This window comes from Cupriavidus sp. 05N38 (genome assembly GCF_056397345.1).
The window spans coordinates 1-20,470 of sequence record NZ_JBFTNF010000073.1; the positions used below are offsets into that span (position 1 = coordinate 1).

At 68.6% G+C, this 20,470-nt stretch carries 20 protein-coding genes; 9 read left to right on the top strand and 11 right to left on the bottom strand.

The genetic code is table 11. The features are described 5' to 3' along the window. The 5 genes from AC1DK4_RS34475 to AC1DK4_RS34495 form a co-directional block, all read left to right on the top strand. The coding region (locus tag AC1DK4_RS34475) for an acyl-CoA dehydrogenase family protein (protein ID WP_441650184.1) at nt 1-227 on the top strand (227 nt) is incomplete at its 5' end. Between the two features lie 58 nt (nt 228-285). Beyond that, nucleotides 286-1,893 carry a carboxyl transferase domain-containing protein gene (locus tag AC1DK4_RS34480; protein ID WP_441643360.1) on the top strand — a complete coding sequence of 536 codons (1,608 nt, stop codon included), beginning with the start codon at nt 286-288 and terminating at the stop codon, nt 1,891-1,893. A 40-nt stretch (nt 1,894-1,933) separates the two neighbouring features. Then, the gene (locus AC1DK4_RS34485; protein ID WP_441622972.1) at nt 1,934-2,722 is read left to right on the top strand and encodes an enoyl-CoA hydratase/isomerase family protein; all 789 of its coding nucleotides are present in this window, start codon (nt 1,934-1,936) and stop codon (nt 2,720-2,722) included. A gap of 70 nt (nt 2,723-2,792) precedes the next feature. Then, nucleotides 2,793-4,817, top strand: coding sequence for an acetyl/propionyl/methylcrotonyl-CoA carboxylase subunit alpha (locus AC1DK4_RS34490; protein WP_477132074.1), 2,025 nt, complete (start codon nt 2,793-2,795; stop codon nt 4,815-4,817). 239 nt (nt 4,818-5,056) lie between these two features. Continuing rightward, nucleotides 5,057-5,770, top strand: a complete 714-nt coding sequence (locus AC1DK4_RS34495; protein ID WP_441622976.1) for a class I SAM-dependent methyltransferase — start codon at nt 5,057-5,059, stop codon at nt 5,768-5,770. A gap of 3 nt (nt 5,771-5,773) precedes the next feature. Here AC1DK4_RS34495 and AC1DK4_RS34500 read toward each other — a convergent pair whose 3' ends face one another. The 5 genes from AC1DK4_RS34500 to AC1DK4_RS34520 form a co-directional block, all read right to left on the bottom strand. Beyond that, nucleotides 5,774-7,060: an RNA polymerase sigma factor gene (locus AC1DK4_RS34500; RefSeq protein ID WP_441622978.1), complete on the bottom strand. Its 1,287-nt coding sequence runs from the start codon at nt 7,058-7,060 to the stop codon at nt 5,774-5,776. Nucleotides 7,061-7,077: 17 nt separating this feature from the next. Continuing rightward, entirely contained in the window at nt 7,078-7,485 is a 408-nt protein-coding gene (locus AC1DK4_RS34505; protein ID WP_441622980.1) for a VOC family protein, read from the bottom strand. Between the two features lie 85 nt (nt 7,486-7,570). After that, complete coding sequence (locus AC1DK4_RS34510; RefSeq protein ID WP_441622982.1) at nt 7,571-8,107, bottom strand: SRPBCC family protein; 537 nt, start codon at nt 8,105-8,107, stop codon at nt 7,571-7,573. A 50-nt stretch (nt 8,108-8,157) separates the two neighbouring features. Next, a complete protein-coding gene (locus AC1DK4_RS34515; RefSeq protein ID WP_441622984.1) occupies nt 8,158-8,571 on the bottom strand; it encodes a YciI family protein in 414 nt (137 codons plus the stop codon). Nucleotides 8,572-8,736: 165 nt separating this feature from the next. Beyond that, nucleotides 8,737-9,090 (bottom strand): YciI family protein, encoded by a 354-nt coding sequence (locus AC1DK4_RS34520; protein ID WP_441622986.1) that lies wholly within the window; start codon nt 9,088-9,090, stop codon nt 8,737-8,739. Between the two features lie 306 nt (nt 9,091-9,396). On the opposite strand from AC1DK4_RS34520, the gene AC1DK4_RS34525 reads away from it, so the two are divergent. The 3 genes from AC1DK4_RS34525 to AC1DK4_RS34535 all read left to right on the top strand — a co-directional run bounded on the left by AC1DK4_RS34525 (nt 9,397) and on the right by AC1DK4_RS34535 (nt 11,154). After that, nucleotides 9,397-10,095 carry a dienelactone hydrolase family protein gene (locus tag AC1DK4_RS34525; protein ID WP_441622988.1) on the top strand — a complete coding sequence of 233 codons (699 nt, stop codon included), beginning with the start codon at nt 9,397-9,399 and terminating at the stop codon, nt 10,093-10,095. A 225-nt stretch (nt 10,096-10,320) separates the two neighbouring features. Continuing rightward, nucleotides 10,321-10,512: a hypothetical protein gene (locus AC1DK4_RS34530; RefSeq protein ID WP_441622990.1), complete on the top strand. Its 192-nt coding sequence runs from the start codon at nt 10,321-10,323 to the stop codon at nt 10,510-10,512. A 267-nt stretch (nt 10,513-10,779) separates the two neighbouring features. After that, nucleotides 10,780-11,154, top strand: coding sequence for a hypothetical protein (locus AC1DK4_RS34535; protein ID WP_441622991.1), 375 nt, complete (start codon nt 10,780-10,782; stop codon nt 11,152-11,154). A 27-nt stretch (nt 11,155-11,181) separates the two neighbouring features. On the opposite strand, the gene AC1DK4_RS34540 is transcribed toward AC1DK4_RS34535, so the two are convergent. From AC1DK4_RS34540 to AC1DK4_RS34565, 6 genes are all read right to left on the bottom strand, one after another. After that, the gene (locus AC1DK4_RS34540; protein ID WP_441622993.1) at nt 11,182-11,550 is read right to left on the bottom strand and encodes a hypothetical protein; all 369 of its coding nucleotides are present in this window, start codon (nt 11,548-11,550) and stop codon (nt 11,182-11,184) included. A gap of 176 nt (nt 11,551-11,726) precedes the next feature. Beyond that, complete coding sequence (locus AC1DK4_RS34545; RefSeq protein ID WP_441622995.1) at nt 11,727-14,504, bottom strand: Hsp70 family protein; 2,778 nt, start codon at nt 14,502-14,504, stop codon at nt 11,727-11,729. Nucleotides 14,505-14,509: 5 nt separating this feature from the next. Next, the gene (locus AC1DK4_RS34550) at nt 14,510-16,363 is read right to left on the bottom strand and encodes an Hsp70 family protein (protein WP_441622997.1); all 1,854 of its coding nucleotides are present in this window, start codon (nt 16,361-16,363) and stop codon (nt 14,510-14,512) included. Then, nucleotides 16,360-16,953, bottom strand: a complete 594-nt coding sequence (locus tag AC1DK4_RS34555; RefSeq protein WP_441622999.1) for a DUF2760 domain-containing protein — start codon at nt 16,951-16,953, stop codon at nt 16,360-16,362. Before AC1DK4_RS34555 ends, AC1DK4_RS34550 begins: the two co-directional genes overlap by 4 nt. A 318-nt stretch (nt 16,954-17,271) precedes the next feature. Then, a complete protein-coding gene (locus AC1DK4_RS34560; protein WP_441623001.1) occupies nt 17,272-18,510 on the bottom strand; it encodes a polysaccharide pyruvyl transferase family protein in 1,239 nt (412 codons plus the stop codon). Nucleotides 18,511-18,623: 113 nt separating this feature from the next. Beyond that, nucleotides 18,624-19,109: an Lrp/AsnC family transcriptional regulator gene (locus AC1DK4_RS34565; protein ID WP_441623003.1), complete on the bottom strand. Its 486-nt coding sequence runs from the start codon at nt 19,107-19,109 to the stop codon at nt 18,624-18,626. A gap of 225 nt (nt 19,110-19,334) precedes the next feature. On the opposite strand from AC1DK4_RS34565, the gene hppD reads away from it, so the two are divergent. After that, nucleotides 19,335-20,408 carry a 4-hydroxyphenylpyruvate dioxygenase gene (hppD, locus tag AC1DK4_RS34570; RefSeq protein WP_441623005.1) on the top strand — a complete coding sequence of 358 codons (1,074 nt, stop codon included), beginning with the start codon at nt 19,335-19,337 and terminating at the stop codon, nt 20,406-20,408. The last annotated feature ends 62 nt before the right edge of the window (nt 20,409-20,470 follow it).

The window sequence follows — 20,470 nt, forward strand, 5'->3', positions numbered from 1 at the left end:
ACGTGCGCCAGGTGCGCAAGGACTGCGCCGCGGTGATCCTGTACACGGCCGAGAAAGCCACCTGGATGGCCGGCGAATCGGTGCAGATCCTGGGYGGCAACGGTTATATCAACGAATACCCGGTGGGCCGCCTGTGGCGCGACGCCAAGCTGTACGAGATCGGCGCCGGCACCTCGGAGATCCGCCGCATGCTGATCGGGCGCGAACTGTACGCCGAGACCATGTAAGCCATTGCGCCAGCACCGCCGCGATCCACAGACAGACAAGAACCCGGACCCGAGACCTATGCCCACGCTCGAAACCAAACTCAATGCGCGTTCGGAATCCTTCCGCGCCAATGCCGACGCCATGCAAGCGCTGGTCGTCGACCTCAAGGCGAAGATCGCCAAGCTGGCGGAAGGCGGCGGCGAGGAAGCCCGCGCCAAGCACCTCGGGCGCGGCAAGCTGCTGCCGCGCGAGCGCGTGCAGCAACTGCTCGATCCGGGTACGCCGTTCCTGGAGCTGTCGCAGCTGGCGGCCTACGACATGTACGACAACGCGGCGCCGGGCGCCGGCATCATCACCGGCATCGGCAGCGTGGCCGGCCAGGAATGCGTGATCGTCTGCAATGACGCCACCGTCAAGGGCGGCACCTACTACCCGCTGACCGTGCGCAAGCACCTGCGCGCGCAGGAGATCGCCGAGCAGAACAACCTGCCCTGCATCTACCTGGTGGACTCGGGCGGCGCTAACCTGCCCAACCAGGACGACGTCTTCCCCGACCGCGACCACTTCGGCCGCATCTTCTACAACCAGGCCAACCTGTCCAAGCAGGGCATCCCGCAGATCGCGGTGGTGATGGGCTCGTGCACGGCCGGCGGTGCCTACGTGCCGGCCATGAGCGACGAATCCATCATCGTCAAGAACCAGGGCACCATCTTCCTGGGCGGCCCGCCGCTGGTGAAGGCGGCAACCGGAGAAGAAGTCAGCGCCGAAGACCTGGGCGGCGCGGACGTGCATACGCGCCTGTCCGGCGTGGCCGACTATTTCGCGCAGAACGACGGGCACGCGCTGTCGCTGGCGCGCAATATCGTGCAGCACCTGAACCGCCGCAAGCCGGACCAGATCCGCCTGCACGAGCCGCTGCCCCCGCGCTATCCGGTGGAAGAGCTGTACGGCGTGATCCCCACCGACACGCGCAAGCCCTATGACGTGCGCGAAGTCATCGCCCGCATCGTCGACGACTCCGATTTCGACGAGTTCAAGGCGCGCTACGGCACCACGCTGGTGTGCGGCTTTGCGCGGATCTGGGGCTACCCGGTGGGCATCGTCGCCAACAACGGCATCCTGTTCTCGGAGTCCGCGCTCAAGGGTGCGCACTTCATCGAGCTGTGCTGCCAGCGCAAGATCCCGCTGGTGTTCCTGCAGAACATCACCGGCTTCATGGTGGGCCGCAAGTACGAGAACGAAGGCATCGCCCGCAACGGCGCCAAGATGGTGACGGCCGTGGCCACGGCGCAAGTACCGAAGTTCACCGTGATCATCGGCGGCTCGTTCGGCGCGGGCAACTACGGCATGTGCGGGCGCGCGTATTCGCCGCGCTTCCTGTGGATGTGGCCGAACGCCCGCATCTCCGTGATGGGCGGCGAGCAGGCCGCCAGCGTGCTGGCCACCGTGCGCCGCGACGGCATCGAAGCCAGGGGCGGCAGCTGGAGCGCGGAGGAAGAAGACAAGTTCAAGCAGCCGATCCGCGACCAGTACGAGCACCAGGGCCACCCCTACTACGCCAGCGCGCGGCTGTGGGACGACGGCGTGATCGACCCCGCGCAGACGCGCACGGTGCTGGGCCTGGGCCTGTCGGCCAGCCTCAACGCGCCGATCGGCGAGATGAAGTTCGGCGTGTTCCGCATGTAACGCCCTGCCCCACGCCCACGCACCGCTACAGGACACCGAAATGGAATTCACCACCCTCACCGTCACCACCGCGCAGCACGTGGCCACCGTCACGCTGAACCGGCCCGACGTGCGCAACGCCTTCAACGAAACCGTGATCGCCGAGCTGACCGGCGCCTTCCGCGCGCTGGGCAGCGAGCCCTCGGTGCGCGCCATCGTGCTGGCCGGCAATGGCCCGGCCTTCTGCGCCGGCGCCGACCTGAACTGGATGAAGAAGATGGCCGGCTACTCGCACGACGAGAACCGGTCCGATGCGATGACGCTGGCGCAGATGCTGCACACCATCTGGGCCTGCCCGAAGCCGGTGATCGCGCGCATCCACGGCGACGCCTACGCCGGCGGCGTGGGCCTGGTGGCTGCCTGCGATATCGCGGTGGCGGCCGAAGGCGTGACCTTCTGCCTGTCGGAAGCGCGCCTTGGCCTGCTGCCGGCCACCATCAGCCCCTACGTGATCCGCGCCATGGGCGAGCAGGCCGCGCGCCGCTACTTCATCACGGCCGAGCGCTTCGGCGCGGCCGAAGCGCTGCGCCTGGGCTTCGCGCATGCGGTGGTGCCGGCCGAAGGCCTGGATGCCAAGGTGGCTGAACTGGCCGCCGCTCTGGTGGCCAACAGCCCGAACGCCGTGCGCGAAAGCAAGCGCCTGGTGCAGGAAGTGGCCGGGCGCATGATCGACGACGACCTGCTCGCGGATACCGCCGAGCGGATTGCCGCGATCCGCGCCTCGGAAGAAGGGCGCGAGGGCGTGAGGTCTTTCCTGGAAAAGCGGGCGCCGGCCTGGAAGCCTAGCTAAGGGTCGGCCAGCGCCCCGAGAACCGCACCGAACAGCCTAAAACAAGTCTCCGAGACAAGGAACCACCACCATGTTCAACAAGATCCTCATCGCCAACCGCGGCGAAATCGCCTGCCGCGTAGCGGCCACCTGCCGCCGCCTCGGCATCCGCACGGTGGCGGTCTACTCGGACGCCGACGCCGGCGCGCGCCACGTGGCGCTGTGCGACGAGGCAGTGCATATCGGCGGCGCGGCGGCGCGCGACAGCTACCTGCGCGGCGAGCACATCATCGAGGTGGCCAAGGCCACCGGCGCCCAGGCGGTCCACCCGGGCTACGGCTTCCTGTCGGAGAACGACGGCTTCGCCGAGGCCTGCGCGGCCGCGGGCCTGGTCTTCATCGGGCCGCCGGCGGCCAGCATCCGCGCCATGGGCAGCAAGAGCGCGGCCAAGCAACTGATGGAAAAGGCCGCGGTGCCGCTGGTGCCCGGCTATCACGGCGAGGACCAGGACCCGGCGCTGCTGCGCCGCGAAGCGGACCGCATCGGCTACCCCGTGCTGCTCAAGGCCAGCGCCGGCGGCGGCGGCAAGGGCATGCGCGTGGTGGAAGGCGGCGACGGGTTCGAGGCGGCGCTGGCGTCGGTCAAGCGCGAGGCCTCGGCCAGCTTCGGCGACGACAAGGTACTGGTGGAGAAATACCTCACGCGCCCGCGCCATATCGAAATCCAGGTGTTCGCCGACACGCATGGCAACTGCGTCTACCTGTTCGAGCGCGATTGCTCGGTGCAGCGGCGCCACCAGAAGGTGCTGGAAGAAGCGCCGGCGCCTGGCATGAGCGAGGAGCGCCGGCGCGCCATGGGCGAGGCGGCGGTGGCCGCGGCGCAGGCGGTGGGCTACGTGGGTGCCGGCACGGTGGAGTTCATCGCCAACCAGGACGGCTCCTTCTATTTCATGGAGATGAACACCCGCCTGCAGGTCGAGCATCCCGTGACCGAGATGATCACCGGGCAGGACCTGGTGGAGTGGCAGCTGCGCGTGGCGTCCGGCGAGCCGCTGCCGCTGAAGCAGGATCAGCTGCGCATCCACGGCCATGCGCTGGAGGCGCGTGTCTATGCCGAGAACCCGGACAAGCAGTTCCTGCCGTCCACCGGCACGCTGCGCTACCTGCGCACGCCGGCGGCAGTGCAGTTCGAGCGCGGCCAGGACCATGGCGCGCCGGCCGGCGTGCGCATCGATTCGGGCGTGCGCGAGGGCGACACCATCAGCCCGTACTACGACCCCATGATCGCCAAGCTGATCGTATGGGGCCGCGACCGCGAAGAAGCGCTGGCACGCATGGCACAGGCGCTGGCCGAATACCACGTGGTGGGCCTGTCCACGAATATCGCCTTCCTGCAGCGACTGGTGACCTCGCAGGCGTTTGCCAAGGCCGACCTGGATACCGGGCTGATCGAGCGCAACCAGGCGGCATTGTTTCCGCCTGCCGCGCCGGTGGGCATGGATGGCATCGCGCTGGCCGTGGCGGCGCTGCTCGACGAGCAGGCGCGCACCCGGCGCGTGGACCCGGCCGATGCGCATTCGCCGTGGCAGCATGGTGGCGCCTGGCGCCTGAACGGCGAGGCCACCAGCCAGTACCGCCTGCGCAGCGGCGACGGCGAGACCGTCGCCAGCGTGCGCAGCGACGGCACGCGGCAATGGCTGACGGTGGGCGACCACACCGTGCCCTTGCGCGTGGCCAGCGCCGGCGGCAGCCATGCGATCGACCTGGGCGAGCGCACGGTCAAGGGCAGCACCCACCTCGAGGGCGATGCGATCTACGTGTTCAGCGGCAACCGTCAGACCCGGCTCGACCTGATCGATCCGCTGGCGCACGCGGGCGGCGGCGACGCCGAGGGCGGCAAGCTGGTGGCGCCGATGCCGGGCCGCATCATCGCGGTGATGGTCCAGGCCGGTGCCACGATCGGCAAGGGCGACCCGCTGATCGTGRTGGAGGCGATGAAGATGGAGCACACCCTGACCGCGCCTACCGACGGCGTGGTGCAGGAGGTGCTGTACGCCGTGGGCGACCAGGTGCAGGACGGCGCGCAACTGGTCACGCTGGAGGATGCTCCGGGTTGATGCGGGGACAAGCGCGGGGACAAACGCGGGAACAAGCGCGAAAACAAGCGTAAGAGCAAGTGCCGGGCACCGCGCCGGGCGCTTGCTGCGCTTGCGGGCCTGCCCGCGCACCCGCAGGTGCCTGAAAGGTTCCTTTTCCGCGCGGCCGGCAGCGAACTCCGGGCCGCGGCGGCACATTTCGGGCATACTGCCCGCTCTCCCTCCTCTAGCGGGGCCGGTTCCCGGCCTCCCCCTCTCCAATGCCCGGGTATCAAACCAAGCAAGAGCGCGTTGCCATCACGGGCGTGCCCGACCTGGTCATTCGCTGCCTGCTGGACAAGCAGCAATTCCACGACCCGGACGGCGACGCCGAGCGCATGGGCATTTCTTCCGCCTCCTGGCCACTGTTCGGCATGTTGTGGCCGTCCGGCGCGCTGCTGGCGGCACGCATCGCAACACGCCCGGTGGACCCCGCCGAGCGCATCCTGGAACTCGGCTGCGGCACGGCGCTGGCCAGCCTGGTCGCGCACCGTCGCGGGGCCGATGTGACCGCCAGCGACTGCCACCCGATGGCGGGCCCCTTCCTCGAGGAGAACGCGCGCCTCAACGGCCTGCCGCCGATGAAATACCGGCACGGGCATTGGGGCGCGGCAGACGGCAGCGACCCCAGCCTGCCCGGCGTGCCCGACGTTCAAGGCCTGTTCGACCTGATCATCGGCAGCGACCTGCTCTATGAGCGCGACACCGACGGCAAGCTCGCCCGCTTTATCGAACGCCACGCCAGCCCGGCGGCGGAAGTGTGGATCGTCGATCCGGACCGCGGCAACCGCCCCGCCTTCAACCGGTGGATGGCGGCGCTGGGGTTCTCGCTGGAGGAGCAGCGGCTCGACCGCCCTGCCGGGGCGGAAGGAGAAGCCTACAAGGGGCGCCTGCTGGTGTACAAGCGCATGCCGCGCCAGAACGCGGCGCACTGAGTCTCAGGCGCGTGGCGCGCCCGCCTCCCGGGCGCGCTCCAGCAGGAATTCGCGCTCGCGCTCGTTGCGCGTCATGCCGGCGGCGCGCTCGAACTCGACGCGCGCCTCGCCGCGGCGGCCGAGCTTGAACAGCAGGTCGCCGCGCACGCTGGGCAGCAAGTGGTACCTGGCCAGCGACGGCTCAGCCGCGAGCGCATCGACGATCTCCAGCCCGGCCGCGGGGCCGAAGGCCATGCCGACCGCCACCGCGCGATTCAGCTCCACCACGGGCGACGGCGCCACCTGGGCCAGCGCATCGTAGAGCGCGGCGATCTGTTCCCAATCGGTCTCGGCCGCGCTCGCTGCGCGCGCGTGGCATGCGGCCAGCGCGGCCTGCAATGCGTAGGGGCCGAGCGCCCCGCCCAGTTCCTGCGCGCGTTCCAGCGCATGCAAGCCGCGCCGGATCAGCAGGCGGTCCCACCGGGCGCGGTCCTGGTCCAGCAGCAATACCGGCCTGCCCTGCGCATCCACCCGTGCATGCGTGCGCGAGGCCTGGATCTCCATCAGCGCCACCAGGCCGTGCACCTCGCTTTCGTGCGGCATCAGCGCGGCCAGCGTGCGGCCCAGACGCAGCGCTTCTTCGCACAGCGCGGGGCGCATCCAGTCGCTGCCGGCGGTGGCGGAATAGCCTTCGTTGAAGATCAGGTAGATCACCTCCAGCACCGACGCCAGCCGTAGCGTGCGTGCTTCCGGCCCCGGCACCTCGAACGGCACCCGCGCCGCGCCGAGCGTGCGCTTGGCGCGCACGATGCGCTGGGCGATGGTGGGTTCGGGTGTGAGGAAGGCGCGCGCGATCTCGTCCGTGGTCAGGCCGCCGAGCAGGCGCAGCGTCATGGCCACCCGCGCGTCGGTGGACAGCACCGGGTGGCAGGCGGTGAAGACCAGGCGCAACAGGTCATCGCCGATATCGTCCTGGCGGGCCGCATCGAGCCCATCGACAAAGTCCGGCACTACGTGTGCCTCCAGCGCATCGAGGTCATGGCCGATCTGCTCGTGCTTGCGCGCGTGCAGGGCCTGCTGGCGCAGGTAGTCCAGCGCGCGGTGCCTGGCCGTGGTCATCAGCCACGCGCCGGGATTGTCGGGCACCCCGGTTTGCGGCCAGTGCTCCAGCGCTGCCAGCAGCGCGTCCTGCGCCAGTTCCTCGGCAAGGCCCACGTCGCGCACCACGCGCGCCACGTGGGCAATGACCTTGGCGGACTCGATGCGCCATACGGTCTCGATCGCGCGATGCGCCGGAGTTGTCGCCGTCATCCTGGAGCCCCGGACGCTCACGCCTCGTCCGCGGCCTGCGGTTCCATGTACATCAGCTCCCAGATATGGCCGTCCAGGTCGTCGAAGCCGTGGCTGTACATGAAGCCGTGGTCCTGCGGCGCGCGCGCGGCGGTGGCTCCGCCCGCCACCGCCCTGGCGACGAGCGCGTCCACCTCGGCACGGCTTTCGCAGGAAATGCAGATCAGCACTTCGGTGCTTTGCGTGGTGTCGCACAGCGAGCGCGTGGTGAAGCCCTTGAAGAATTCATGGGTCAGCAGCATGGCGTAGATGTTCTCGCCGATGACCATGCAGGCCGCGTTGTCATCGGTGAAACGCGGATTGAAGGCGAAGCCGAGACCCTTGAAGAAGGCCATCGAGCGTTGCAGGTCGGCCACCGCAAGGTTCAGGTAGATTTGCTTGTGCATGATTGGTCCTTATGGTCTTCGTCGCCAGCCTTGTTCGTCGTCGTTCGTCGTCGTTCGTCGCCGTTCGCTGTCGCCGCAAGCGGGTTCAGATGGCGGTCTTCGCCTCGGCCAGCGCCTTCAGGTTGCCGAGCCCGTCCTCGAAATCCTTGCCTACCATGCGGTCCATATCGAAGACCATGTGCATCAGCTTGGCGAGGTAAGGCACGGGCCCTTGCATCGACCAGGTCACGCGCGTGGCACCGGCTTCGGGCTTGAGCGTGAACTGCACGTCGTTGTGCGCTTCGAACGGCTTGATGAAATCCAGGCGCATGGCCACGCGCGACGACGGTGTCGTCTCCACGATCTCCATGCGGCCCGTGCCGACCTTGCCGCTTTCCCAGGCATAGGCTGCACCCTGCCCGCTGGGCGTGCCGGCGTAGGTGCCCTTGATGGCCGGGTCTTTCTTCGCCCAGGGGTTCCACTGGTTGAAGTTGTGGAGATCGTTGATCATCGCGAATACCTGGTCCGGCGGCGCCTTGACGCTGGCGCTGCGTTCGACGCGGAAGGTATCGGGCCGCGTAGCGGCGTAGATCAGCACCAGGGCAATCAGGGCCGCGGCGGTCAGCAGGATGGGCTTGAGCATGATGGCGATTCCGGAACGGGGTTGGCAGTGGCCTGACGATGGATGCGGGCTCAGTGCTGGCCCACGCCGAGGTCGCGGAAGCGGTCCACCGAGGGGCCGGGCTCGAAGTCTTCCAGCTCGAACAGCGGCCGCACCTCGATCTCGCCGTCGGCCATCTCGCCGTGCGGGGCGGGGAAACGCCGCGCCCATTCCATCGCTTCCTCGCGGCTGCGTACCTGGATCAGGGTGTAGCCCGCCACCACCTCCCTGGCCTCCGCGAAGGGACCGTCGATCACCGTGCGCCGGCCATCGGCGTAGCGCACGCGCCAGCCGGCCGAGCTAGGCTTGAGCCCGGCGGCATCGAGCAGCACGCCGGCCTTGGCCAGTTGCTCGTGGTAGGTCGCCATGGCGGCAAAGAGGCTTTCGTCCGGCATCGCGCCGGCTTCGCTGCCTTGCGTGCCTTTCACCAGGATCATGAATCGCATCGCATCGCTCCTTGGTAGGTTTGTCGGCCGGGCGCCAGCGGGGCTGGCCTGTTCCGTGGTTCATACCGGCACGACGAGCCAGGCGCGGCCAGATCGACATGCGCAGCGAAAAAATCCGTCGCCTACGGGTAACTACCTAGCCGCCCTCCCTGCGCACGCAAGGCCTCAGGTAAAGCACGGCCCCACTTCGCGGACTTCGACCGCGCACCAGGCCGCGGCCGGGCATTCGGCCGCAATGGCAATGGCCTCGTCCTGCGTGGCGCAATCGAGCAGGAAATAGCCGCCGATCATTTCCTTGGCCTCGGCGAACGGGCCATCCAGCAGGTCGCGGCGGCCTTCGCGCACCTTCACGCGCACGCCGTTGCTGTCCGAGGTGAGCGAATTGCAGCCCAGCAGCACACCGCGCTCGGTCAGGCGGCCGGCGAACTGCAGCATGCTGGCGTAGGCCTGGCGGCCTTCGTCATCGGTGCGCTCGGCGCGCTGGCCAGTGGGTTCGACGATCAGCAGCATGTACGCCATGGCGTCTCCTGTTGGTGTTGGCGTTGGAGTTGGTGTCAGGCTGGGATAAAAGGCCTGGGATTGCGATTCGGGATGGAACAGCGCACATCCTGCCCTGCCGCGGTGCCGGCCGCAAGCGGCCGGCGACCTCTGAAGTTGTCGCTGTCTCCAGGCCGTTAATTGCAATACAGCCATCCACAGGGACGAAGCTGGCGGCAGGAACCGGATTGTCCTTGCGCTCCGGCGCGCGCCGCCAATAATCCTATTTCGCATGCGCGGGTCGGCAAACCGGGGCGGCCGCCCCGAAATTCACTTGGGAGCACGGCAATGGGCGAAATGGTGACGGTAAAGACGACGGACGGGACATTCGCTGCCTACCTGGCGCGACCGGCAATGGCGACGAAGGCGCCGGCGATCGTGGTGATCCAGGAGATCTTTGGCATCAACGCGGACATGCGCACGACCTGCGACGACTTCGCCGCGCAGGGCTATATCGCCATCTGCCCCGATCTCTACTGGCGGCAGGAGCCTGGCGTGGAACTGACCGACGCCACCCAGGCCGAATGGGACAAGGCGCTCAAGCTCTATACCGCCTTCGACGTGCCGGCGGGCGTGAAGGATATCGACGCCACCATCAAATACACGCGCGCGCTGGACGGCGCCGGCGGCAAGATCGGCGCGGTGGGCTATTGCCTGGGCGGGCTGCTGGCCTTTCTCACGGCGGCGCGCACCGACGCGGATGCCGTGACGGTGTACTACGGCGTCAATATCGACAAGTACCTCGGCGAGGCCGGCGATATCCGCCAGCCGGTGCTGATGCATATCGCGGAAGAAGACGAATTCGTGCCCCGCGAGACCTGGACGCAGATCGTCGCCGCGCTGTCCGGCAAGGCGAATCTCGAGATACACACCTACCCCGGCTGCTCGCACGCGTTCGCGCGCAACAAGGGCGTGCATTTCGATGCGGCTTCGGCGCAGGCCGCCAACGACAGGACTGCGGCGTTCTTTCGCGCCAATTTGTCCTGAGGTCCGCCGGCGCACCGCGCTGTCGGGCATGACCCACCACCGCGCCCGCGCCTGTCGGGCGCGCCCCGACTGTGCGGCCGCTCAAACCTGCCGCCACCCCCCGCCAGGGCGGGCATCCGCCACAAAAGATGGCTTCCGCGCCTTCGGCACGGACGATGCGTTGTCATGGACGGCCGGGCAAGAATGCTTGCCCGCTACCAACATGACAACTCACGGAGAACCATCATGGACACGCTCGAAATCAAAGACCTTCCCGCCGCCGAAGAACTCGACCGCGAGGCAATGAAGACCGTGAAAGGCGGCATCGGCAGGACGCCGGTGCAGATCGCGGCCTGGGAACTGTCGGGCAAGCCCGCCACCTGGCAAGGCCTGGTGCTCGGCGACGACGGTCAGCTGCATATGCCCACGCCGAAGTGACGCCAGCCGGCCGGCATGGCCGCGGACGAGACGCAGAGCCTCGCCGTGGCTGCCGCTGGCGAGCATTCCGCACGGGCAGCCGGCGATACGCAAGCCAGCCCCCGCGGCGCCGCAAGGCCGGCGATGCGCCACTGCGTCCGCCGAGGCGCCAGCCAGCCGGGCAAGGCGTGGAAAAGCCTGGGGTAAAGAACGAGTCCGAATTGCCGTAACCGGTAGAATGGCCGCCGCCGGCGCATGACGCCCGGCAGTCTTCAATCCGGAGCTGGCATGGAATCCCTCTCTTTCGAGTTCGTCTCCGTCGAGGAGGCGAAGCAAATACTGGACGGTGCCGGGCCCGCGCAAACCCAACGAGACTGGGAGGACATGCGCGACCCGGCATCTCCTGACACGCATACCCTCGCGGCCGCCGCGCTCAGATGGCTGGCGTCGCTGCCGCCCGCGGCGCGACCGCTGGAACTGTGCCGCCACTATCCGCGCATCGGCAACCAGCTGGCGATGCTGGCGGCCAGCCCGGATGCCTTGTCGGGCTATGTCGGCGACCTGCTGATCGACAAGCGTGGCGGGCGCCAGGGCTTTCCCGGCGGCATCGCGCTGGAGCTGTCGCGATTGCAGGAGCATATCCTGTCCGCGAAGCAGCAATGACGGCGCAAATGCCGGCCATGCTTTGGCTCAGCGCGCCTTGGCCGGTACGCAGTCTTCCACCATGCCGCTGATGCGCCCGGCGCTGATCAGGGGATGCCACTCATCGGCGCTGCGGATTTCGACATCGGTACCGTCCTGTGCCCGGCGCAGACTGATCAGGTGAAAGTAGCGGTACTCCGAGTTGTCGGCACGCCCGACCCGGATATCCACCCGGCCCGGCTCTGAATAGGACACCACATTGGCGTCGTCGCCTAGCCGGCCCTTCAGGCACATCACCAGGCTGGCCGTGCTGGCCGCGGAATGGATGCGCTTTGGCTCCCTGGCCTGAATGGACTCAGGACTGACGCCGCTCGCACATCCGGCAAGCCATTGAGCCGCTATCGCGGCGACCAGCAAAAACCGAACTCTCGACATTCCCCCTCCTTTGGCAGATGCGTCGGCGCATGTTACATGCAAACGACATCCTGGGGCCGCGGCGCATGCCCCGTGCGCGCATGCACCGGGGCCTGCCGCGCGCTAGCCGGATGAAGTGGCGGGAAAAGCGATCCCTGGCGCGCCCCCCCTGTCCGGGCTCACCCCAGGATCAGCTTCAACCCGGCGGGCAGCGATTCGCCGAAGACCCTGCCTTCGTCGGCTTCGTCGAGCTCCACCGTTTCGCGGACCATGGCGATCCAGCTTTGCGGCGCGTTGGCGGCTTCGAGCCGGCGCACGACGCTCGCCCGGGTCTCGGCAGGCAGGTCCCTGGAGCGGTCGCCTGTCATGCGCGCGATCTGGACGGCGGCGAACGCGGCCGGCTCGACCTTCTTCCAGTCGAGTGCAAGGATGGCGTCCAGCCACCGCGCGGCAACCTCGGCCGGCACCACGCTGTGCGCGCTGCCATAGAACGGCCGGCGCGCCCCGATGCGGCCCACCGCCCACCAGCCCTGGCTGTTTTCCGAAGGCTTGCGCAAACGGGCCAGCAGCCATTCCGCGACCTCGATCTTGCGATCGGCCGGGATCTGCTCGAGGGATCCGGCAAGGCGCACCATATCGGCGTACCCCGCCCTTGCGGGCCCGGCGGGCCGCTTATAGCGCGAGCTGCCGGGCGGCTGCAGGTAAAAGGCCATGTCGTCCAGCAAGCGCAACTGCGCGCTCTCGTCCAGGCCGCCAGCCGCGCGTCGCCACAGCGTCCACCACTCCGACCAGACCTGGCTTTCATTGACGTACTGGATCCCCTGCTCGTACAGCGACCAGAGCTGCCCGACCCGCCAGTCGTCGAGCGGGTAGCCGAAGCCCGGACGCACGCAATAGCCGGCCAGGTTCAGCCACAGGCGCTCATGGTCGGCCGAACGCCGCCGACGCCGCGCGCGCTCCCAGAACGCGCCGAACAGCTCGCGCAGCAACGCGCTGTCCCAGCGCTCGCGCGTGCCCAGCAGTTGCTCGAGCTGCGCGCGCATGCGCTTGACTTCCTTGGGCCCGACCTCCTGGGAGCGCGCGCCAAAGGTGCGCTCGATCGTGTCGACGGCTTGCGCCAGGGACGGGTGCGCCGTATCCGCGGGCGTGGGCGTGGCCGCTTCCGCGCCATTGCCGCGCAACTGGAATTCGAGCCGCCACCGGTGCGAGGCATCGGCAATCTCGATGCAGTGGACCTCCAGCGTGCCTACCTCGGTCAGCGACGTGGTGAGCTGCACGGGCGTTTCCCGTGGCCCGCTGGTGCCATGCGGTTGCACGACGGTGGCGATCGGCGGCAGGCGAACGAAGTCGCCCGTCGACAGGTCGGTCAGCTCACCGGGCGCATACGCCGTGTCGGCAACGGAGGAAACCAAGTGGAAACGCACCGGGTGCCCGAGCCGCAGAGCGAATGCACGATCCCTGAGCTGGATTTCGTGCCCCTCTTCCGTGCCCCGCGGCAGCAGGCAGATCCCTTGCTGCCCCGGCGCGCCATCGTCGAGAACGAGGAAGTAGCTGCGCGGCGAACCTCCGCCGATGCGCGGGGCATGCCCGGTGCGCGCGCGCGCGTACGCGACCGCGCCACGGGCGACGGCCACGTCGGGATCCGCGTTATGCAGTATCTGCAGGGGCGCCCCGCGCCACGTGCCCAGGGTCCCGGCGATGCGCCCCGCCAGGGCTTCGGCGCGGAACACGCCGCCGTTGAGCAGCAGGGTGTCGGGCATCGGCAAGGCCGCGCCCTGCGCCTGCGGCGCGTCCAGTGCTGTCTTCGACTGGGCCGCGTGCTGGCCCAGGAAGGCCGCCACGTGCCGCGTGACGGCCGGATCGGCCGCATACGGCAGGCCGAACTCCACAATGGCGCCCCGTGCGCGCCCCGGCCTTTCGCCGGACGACACCACGGGGAAGAAGCCATCGACGATGAGCTGCTCGATCTCCTGCCGCGTGACTTCCACCGAGCGCGCCCCGCCGATCAGCCGGGAGCCCGCGCCCAGCAGCGTCACCGTGACCGAGTCCGGCGCCTGCGCGCCGAGCATCTGCTCTTTGGCGGCGCGGCAGCGCGCGACCAGCTGGGACAGGCTGGCCGCCGACAGCCGCTCCTGCCCGCTGCCCAGGCGCGCTTCGACAAGATGCGCCAGGGCGAGATCCATATTGTCGCCACCGAGCATCAGGTGATTGCCGACGCCGATGCGCGTGAGCTGCGGCTGGCCGTCCTGCATCTCGACCTTGACCAGGGTAAGGTCGGTCGTGCCGCCGCCCACGTCGCAGATCAGCACCAGGCGCGTTTGCGCCAGGTCCGCGTCCAGGCTGCGGCGATGATGGAACAGCCAGTCGTAGAACGCAGCTTGCGGCTCCTCCAGCAGGCGCAGCGCGGGCAGCCCGCCCAGGCGCGCCGCCTCCAGCGTCAGCGCGCGCGCGCCTTCGTCGAACGAGGCAGGCACGGTGAGCACCACGTCCTGTTCTTCGAGCCGGGCATCGGGAAAGCGATGATTCCATGCCGTGCGCACGTAGGCCAGATAGCTGGCGCTGGCGGCGACCGGCGAGATCTTGCCGACCTCCTCTTCCGCCCCCCAGGGCAGGATTGGCGCGGTCCGGTCGACCGAAGCATGCGACAGCCAGCTCTTCGCGCTGGCCACGAGCCTGCCGGGCACCTGCGCGCCCAGGGTGGAAGCAAGGCGCCCGATCACGGTCCGGCGCGCCCCGGCGCTCACGGTTTGTTGCCAGGGCAGTTGCAGGTCGCCCGCGCTCAGCTCCCCGGGCGCCGCGTGATAACGCACGGAGGGCAGGAGGGGCCGCGCGGCGACCTCCCCCAGCCCGACCAGCTGGTCGATGTCGAAGACGCGGATATCCTCCGACCCCGCCTGCGCATAGGCGACCACCGTGTTGCTGGTGCCAAGGTCAATGCCGACGATGTACTGCTTCATCTCACTCAGGCATTGGCGCTGGCGTTGCCGCGCACGTCGAACTCGACCTTCCAGCGCTCGCCGCTGCCGCGGGGCACGGCTTCCAGCTCCAGCGTCCCGGCCTCGGTGACCCGCGCGTGCAACTTGACCGGCACCACTTCGCCCGGGGTTCGTCCTTCGGATGGCAGCGTGGCCTGGATCTCGTCGAGCTCCTGCAATTCCTCCGGCGGCCAGTAGTCAAGCAGGGTGCCGACCTGGTCCTGGCGGCGCACCGACGAGCCGAAGAAACGGAAGTGCACGGGCTCGCCCACCACCAGGCCGAACTCCTGTGGCGGCAAGGCAGCCTCGGTGCCCTCCTCCATGCCGAACGGCGCCACGCACAGCGCCTGCACCGGCGGCTCGAAACCGGGGACGGCGGGCATCGAGGATTCCACGGCGATATAGTAGGCACGCGCGGTGCCGCCACGAATGCGCACTCCCTTGCCGCGCCGCACGTAGCCGTAGTACGCGGCGCCGCGCGCCACCGCCAGGTCCAGGTCGGCGCCTTCGAGCTGGCGCGCCGGCGCCGCGCCTTCCGCGGCGAGCCAGCCATTGAGCGTCTGCAGGATGCGGCCTGCCAGCAGGTCCGACTTGAACACGCCGCCATTGAAGAGAACGGCGGTGGGATGCAGGAAGGTCGCTCCCTCGGGCAAGGTGCCCGGCAAGCCTTCGAGTTCGGCGAGCGCGGCAACCTGGCGGCCCAGGAACGCGGCCAGGTGCCGCGTGATGGCGGCGTCCTGCGCATACGGCAGGCCAAGTTGCGTCAGGCCGGCGCGGGCCCGGCTCACCGGGCGGGCCGAAGCCTGCGCTGGCGGGAAGAACCCTTCCAGGATCGTCTGGGTCAGTTCGGCGCGCGTCAGCTCCGTGCGGATCGAGCCCCCGATCAGCTTGGCGCCGCGGCTCGGCACGACCAGGGGCACGGCATCCGTATCCGGGTCGGAAAGCAGCGTTTCCTTGGCGGCGCGGCAGGCATAGGTGAGCGCGCGCAGCTGCCACGGATCGGCCTGCGTGCCCTGGGCCGCCAGCTTGCGCGCCACCACGTGGGCGAGCGCGAGATCCATATTGTCGCCGCCGAGCAGGATGTGTTCGCCCACGGCAACGCGGTGCAGCTCGAGGTTGCCTTCGCGCTCGACCACGGCGATCAGCGAAAGGTCGGTGGTGCCGCCGCCGACATCCACGACGAGGATGATGTCGCCGACCCTGACCTGCTTGCGCCAGTGGCCAGCGCTGTTCTGGATCCAGCTGTAGAGCGCAGCCTGGGGCTCCTCCAGCAGGGTCATGCGTGCATAGCCGGCCGCCTCGGCCGCCTCGGCCGTCAATTCCCGGGCTGCCGGGTCGAACGATGCGGGAATCGTGACCGTGATCTCCTGCTCGCCGAACGGCGCCTCGGGATGCGCGTGGTCCCAGGCTTCGCGCAGATGCGTCAGATAGCGCACGGAGGTCTCGAGCGGCGAGACGCGCGTCACTTCGGGCGGTGCGTCGTTTGGCAGGATGGCCGCGCGGCGGTCCACGCCGGGGTGGCACAGCCAGCTTTTCGCGCTCGACACCAGGCGGATCGGCGTGGCCGCGCCGCGGCTGCGCGCCAGCTCGCCGACCGCGAAGTCCCGTGCCGCGTTCCACGGCAGGGCCAGGTCGCCCGGGGCGAGTTCGCTTGGGTGCGGCAGGTAGAGAAACGAGGGCAGCAGACCGAGGTCTTCGAGGGCGCCCGGCGCGGTGAGTTGCGTGATGGGCAGGAAACCGTGGCTGGTCTTCTCGCCGTCGCTGGCAGCGAGGTCGACGTAGGAGAGCGCGCTATGGGTGGTGCCCAGGTCGATGCCGATGGAGTAGCGTGCTTCGCTCATAGCTCGACCTCGGCGGGGGCGATCACGGTGGCGTCATGGCGTTCGGCCAGGCGCGGAAGACGGACTTCCGCGACCCGCCAGCCGCGGTGACTGATGCTGCCGTTGAACGGCGCGCTGCCTACCACGTTGCCGGTCAGGCGGATGGCGGTGGCGTCGAAGCCGTCGGCCAGCGTCACGCGGCTGCCCTCGGCTTCCTCGCGCACCGGCCGGATGGTGAAGTGCTCGCGCAGCACCGCGCGGCAGCCATCGTGCACGAGGCGGGCGGCGGCACCGATTTCCGTGTCGGTGTAGCCGGCGATGTCTTCCTCGATGAAGTCGATAAAGCGCGCGTCGCGCTGGAGCAGGCCCAGCAGCTGGAGCGCCGCGGCCGGGCTCGCCTCCTTCAGCGCGGGTGCGGCAGCCTGCGGGGCTGGCGCAGGGGTTGCCACCGGGGCCGATACCGGCGCCGGGGCTGCCGGGGCAAAGCCCTCCCCGTCGCGCAGGCGCTGCACGCCGCTGGCGAATTTGCCATCGCCAAGGATGGTGAAGAACGTGCCGACGGCAAGAGAGATCCTGCCGAGCAAAGATAGGTTCGCGTTCGAGTCGGTCATCAAAAAAGCTCCTGTGTGCTCTGTTAAAGGACGAGCTGTCCCCTGGCGACGCCATACAACCCCGCGGGCTCATGCGATCCGGGCACCGGAGCGCGAGCAGGGTGTCGGCGTCTTGTGTTTTTGGCCACGCCGGGCCTCTCAGGTCCGGATTTTGCCCTAAGGCGCCCGCCAGCGGCCAAAGCCGGGCACCGGCACGGCGAATCCGATGGAGAAAGGCGGACGCGGAACATGCATGGCGGGAGTGGAAACCGGGCCACGCCGGTTATACAGCATCCCCGTGTGTTTCATGCGACGCACGAAGCCCGTCGCTGCCCTTTTTCAGTCGGCCACGGCACTCTGGCGGTATGCCGCGACCAGCTCGCGCGCCGTCTGCGCCATGCGCGCGCGCGCCGGTGCCAGCGCCGCGCCGATACCATCGGCAAGCTCCCGCACCGCCACCGCGGGCGGGGCGCCGGGCGGCTCCCATGTGCCGGCGAACGCGGCCTGCTTGCTGGTGCCCGGTTCCTGCCCCGGACGCATGAGGCTCAGGCGCGGCAGGGCGAACGCCATCGCCACGATGCGCCCGTGCAGGCTGCTGCCGGCAAAGCCGCGGCTATGCGCGATCAGGGCGCAGATGTCCCAGATGTCGAGGGAACGGAACAGGTACGGCGCCGGCGGGCCCATGCGTTGCGCCAGGCGCCGGTAGCAGGCGAGGTCGTCGTGCCAGGGCGCGGCGCCGGCGCGGAACAGCACCACGCCATGACCCGTTGCGCGCGCGGCGCTCCCGAGCTGGCCGGCGAGCGCGTCGAGCGTGTCATCGTCGCCGAAGTCCGCGCTGAACTGCACGGCAAGATAGCCCCGCGGGAATGCCGCGATCACCCGCGCGACTTCACCGCGGCGGGCGCGCTGGCGGATGCGCGCGCCGAACAGCTCCGCCACCATGACCGCGGGATCCGGCGCCAGGCGGGCTGCCACGCCGTTGGCCTGCAGGATGCGCCGGGTCATGTCGTCTCTCACGCTGACATATGCCGCGGCGCCCAGCTTGCCCAGCACCTCGGCCCGCATGGCCGGGTCGCGCCGGTCCAGCCCGACACCGCCCACGGCGTTATAGATCACGCGCCGGGCGTGGGGGAACAGGCCTTGCGGCAGTACGTACGGAGCCAGGTCCGCCACGCCCAGCACACTGCGCGTCCATGCCTGGCGCTCTACTGGCCGGCCGTCGAGCCGCGCGATCACCGCCCCGGCCTCGTCCGGCGGCTGCAGCATCACGGCCGCCTCCCATGCTTCGCAGCAGAGAATCTCGCCCCCCGCATGGATGATGTCCGCTGCGCGCAGGCCCGGCCGGGCGGCGAGCTGCGCCAGCGCACTGACCCTGTGTCCCCCATACGGCAGCAGGTTGCGCGATGCCAGGCCGGCATGGCAAAGCCGCTGGCCTGGCAGCCGGTGCCCGAGTGGGTGCCCGAGTGGGTGCGCGAGTTGGCGCGCGACGATATGGGGCAACAGCAGGTCGCCGAAATTATGGCGATCGAAGGCGCCGAACAGGATGACGGGACGGCCGGCTTCCGGGACAGGGGGCACGATGCGGGTGAGGCAGGGATCTCATCCAAGCATAGTGCCCGGGTGGCGCCCGCGCCGGCACCGTTTCCCTTCCTGGCAGGAAGACGCCGCGCCCGGGGCCGCCCCGGGGCCGCTCAGGGCTCCAGCGGCATTGCGCTGGTGCACTTGATCTCATCCAGGCAGACGCTGGACTTCACCCCGCTTACTCCCGGGATACGCATCAGGGTGTCGAGCAGGAAATCCGAAAGCGACTTGAGATCGCGCGCCACCACTTTCAGCACGTAGTCGATATCTCCCGTGACGGAGAAACACTCCTGGATCTGCGCCAGCTCGGCGACGAGGCTCTTGAACTTCGACAGGTCCCGGATATGGCCCCGCTCCATCGTGACATGGATAAAGGCGATGACGCCGAACCCGAGGCTGGAGGAATCCAGCCGGGCCTCGTAGCGCTTGATGATGCCGGCCTCCTCCAGGCGGCGATGCCGCCGCAGCGTCTGGGCCGGCGACAGGCGGATGGCCTCGGCCAGCTCGAGGTTGGACACGCGTCCGTTTTCCTGCAGCGCAGCCAGCAGGCGGCGGTCTATGCGATCAAGCTCAGGAGTCTGCACTTTTGTTTCCATCTATCCTTGGATGACGAAATTTTATCTCATGATCTAGGGTTTGCCTGCGTGGGCTACGCAATCCTATTTACCGGAGCGAAATATAAACTTCGTTCCAGACTGACGTTACGGATGGCGAGCCGCGAGGCCGGCACCGTACGTGCCTGACGCTGCGCCCCGGTGCGTTGGCGCACAACAGCCGCAATATTATTTCCCTCGTCCCCCAAACTTTCCGTTGAGCACACCATGGCCGATCTGTTTGAAAACCCGATGCAGTTGATGGGCTTCGAATTCGTGGAATTCGCCTCGCCCACTCCCAACCTTCTGGAACCCTTGTTCGAGCAGATGGGCTTCAGCCTGGTGGCACGCCATCGCTCCAAGGACGTGGTGCTGTACCGCCAGGGCGAGGTCAATTTCATCGTCAACCGCGAGCCGCACAGCCCGGCGGCCTACTTTGCGGCCGAGCATGGCCCGAGCGCCTGCGGCATGGCGTTCCGTGTGAAGGATTCGCACAAGGCCTATGCGCGCGCCCTGGAGCTGGGCGCCCAGCCGGTGGAGATCGCCACCGGCCCGATGGAGCTGCGCCTGCCCGCGATCAAGGGCATTGGCGGCGCGCCGCTGTACCTGATCGACCGCTTTGAAGACGGCAAGTCCATCTATGACATCGACTTCGAATTCATCGAGGGCGTGGACCGCCGCCCGGTGGGCCATGGCCTGCGCCTGATCGACCACCTGACGCACAACGTCTACCGTGGCCGCATGGCCTACTGGGCGAACTTCTACGAGAAGCTCTTCAACTTCCGCGAGATCCGCTACTTCGACATCCAGGGCGAGTACACCGGGCTGACCTCCAAGGCCATGACCGCGCCGGACGGCAAGATCCGCATCCCGCTGAACGAGGAATCGTCCAAGGGCGCCGGCCAGATCGAGGAATTCCTGATGGCATTCAATGGCGAAGGCATCCAGCACATCGCCTTCCTGACGGACAACCTGCTCGAAGTCATCGACAACCTGCAGATGGCCGGTGTCCCCCTGATGACCGCGCCCAACGACTACTACTACGAGGGACTGGAAAAGCGCCTGCCGGGCCACGGCCAGCCGGTGGACCAGCTGCAGGCGCGCGGCATCCTGATGGACGGGACCACCGAAGGCGGCAAGGCGCGCCTGCTGCTGCAGATCTTCTCCAAGACCGCGCTCGGCCCGGTGTTCTTCGAATTCATCCAGCGCAAGGGCGACGAAGGCTTCGGCGAAGGCAACTTCAAGGCGCTCTTCGAATCGCTGGAACGCGACCAGATCGAACGCGGCACGCTCAAGGTCTGAGGCTCACAAGGCACTGACCGCAACAACGCCGTCCGGCGCCCGCAGCAACACTGCGCGCCGGC

Coding starts and splice junctions, on each gene's coding strand:
- AC1DK4_RS34480 (WP_441643360.1), top strand. CDS start 286: ATGCCCACGCTCGAAACCAAACTCAATGCGCGTTCGGAATCCTTCCGC.
- AC1DK4_RS34485 (WP_441622972.1), top strand. CDS start 1,934: ATGGAATTCACCACCCTCACCGTCACCACCGCGCAGCACGTGGCCACC.
- AC1DK4_RS34495 (WP_441622976.1), top strand. CDS start 5,057: ATGCCCGGGTATCAAACCAAGCAAGAGCGCGTTGCCATCACGGGCGTG.
- AC1DK4_RS34500 (WP_441622978.1), bottom strand. CDS start 7,060: ATGACGGCGACAACTCCGGCGCATCGCGCGATCGAGACCGTATGGCGC.
- AC1DK4_RS34505 (WP_441622980.1), bottom strand. CDS start 7,485: ATGCACAAGCAAATCTACCTGAACCTTGCGGTGGCCGACCTGCAACGC.
- AC1DK4_RS34510 (WP_441622982.1), bottom strand. CDS start 8,107: ATGCTCAAGCCCATCCTGCTGACCGCCGCGGCCCTGATTGCCCTGGTG.
- AC1DK4_RS34515 (WP_441622984.1), bottom strand. CDS start 8,571: ATGCGATTCATGATCCTGGTGAAAGGCACGCAAGGCAGCGAAGCCGGC.
- AC1DK4_RS34520 (WP_441622986.1), bottom strand. CDS start 9,090: ATGGCGTACATGCTGCTGATCGTCGAACCCACTGGCCAGCGCGCCGAG.
- AC1DK4_RS34525 (WP_441622988.1), top strand. CDS start 9,397: ATGGGCGAAATGGTGACGGTAAAGACGACGGACGGGACATTCGCTGCC.
- AC1DK4_RS34530 (WP_441622990.1), top strand. CDS start 10,321: ATGGACACGCTCGAAATCAAAGACCTTCCCGCCGCCGAAGAACTCGAC.
- AC1DK4_RS34535 (WP_441622991.1), top strand. CDS start 10,780: ATGGAATCCCTCTCTTTCGAGTTCGTCTCCGTCGAGGAGGCGAAGCAA.
- AC1DK4_RS34545 (WP_441622995.1), bottom strand. CDS start 14,504: ATGAAGCAGTACATCGTCGGCATTGACCTTGGCACCAGCAACACGGTG.
- AC1DK4_RS34550 (WP_441622997.1), bottom strand. CDS start 16,363: ATGAGCGAAGCACGCTACTCCATCGGCATCGACCTGGGCACCACCCAT.
- AC1DK4_RS34555 (WP_441622999.1), bottom strand. CDS start 16,953: ATGACCGACTCGAACGCGAACCTATCTTTGCTCGGCAGGATCTCTCTT.
- AC1DK4_RS34565 (WP_441623003.1), bottom strand. CDS start 19,109: ATGGAAACAAAAGTGCAGACTCCTGAGCTTGATCGCATAGACCGCCGC.
- hppD (WP_441623005.1), top strand. CDS start 19,335: ATGGCCGATCTGTTTGAAAACCCGATGCAGTTGATGGGCTTCGAATTC.